Here is a 753-nt window from a genome sequence, read left to right as displayed (position 1 = left end):
TGTCAGTTTGTTCTTGCACTTTGATTGTGATGGTTTCAGTAGTTGGGTTGCCATCTTTATCATAGGCTGTAATCGTTACATTGTAATTCCCTTTAGGGGCTGTTGGTGTTCCTGTGATTTCTCCGTTCGCATAAGTCAATCCGTCTGGTAAACCTGTGACTTGAACTGGATTTTCTTCACGTAAGCCTCGGCCTCCTTGGTTATCCGTTACTGTAACTGGAATTGCAGTGATTGGCTCGTTTTTCGTTACGGTTGCGCCGTTAGCTGTGATGCTTGGTCCTGTGACATCTCGTACTTTTACTGGTACGTTGACTGTGTCACTTGATCCGTCTGGATACGTCACTTTCACAACCGCGTTTCCAGCATCTCCTACTGTTGCTGTGGATGGNTTGCTTTCTACTGTTAGTGTTCCTGGACCGAAATCTTTTACTTTAGCAGTGATTTCTGCATCTGTAAGTACGTGATTTTGGTCTACTGTCAATTCTTCTCCTGTTGGATTGTATTTGTCAGTTTGTTCTTGCACTTTGATTGTGATGGTTTCAGTAGTTGGGTTGCCATCTTTATCATAGGCTGTAATCGTTACATTGTAATTCCCTTTAGNNGCNGTTGGTGTTCCTGTGATTTCTCCGTTCGCATAAGTCAATCCGTCTGGTAAACCTGTGACTTGAACTGGATTTTCTTCACGTAAGCCTCGGCCTCCTTGGTTATCCGTTACTGTAACTGGAATTGCAGTGATTGGCTCGTTTTTCGTTA

At 43.5% G+C, this 753-nt stretch carries 1 protein-coding gene; it reads right to left on the bottom strand.

The window, feature by feature from the left end:
* Positions 1–643, bottom strand: a 643-nt coding sequence (locus D8836_RS11090) for a putative Ig domain-containing protein (protein ID WP_474104105.1), incomplete at its 3' end; no start/stop codon positions are given.
* Positions 644–753: the final 110 nt, after the last annotated feature.

It is taken from the genome of Streptococcus mitis (genome assembly GCF_003942995.1).
Classification (GTDB): domain Bacteria; phylum Bacillota; class Bacilli; order Lactobacillales; family Streptococcaceae; genus Streptococcus; species Streptococcus mitis_CV.
This window is presented reverse-complemented; position numbering and strand designations above follow the sequence as displayed.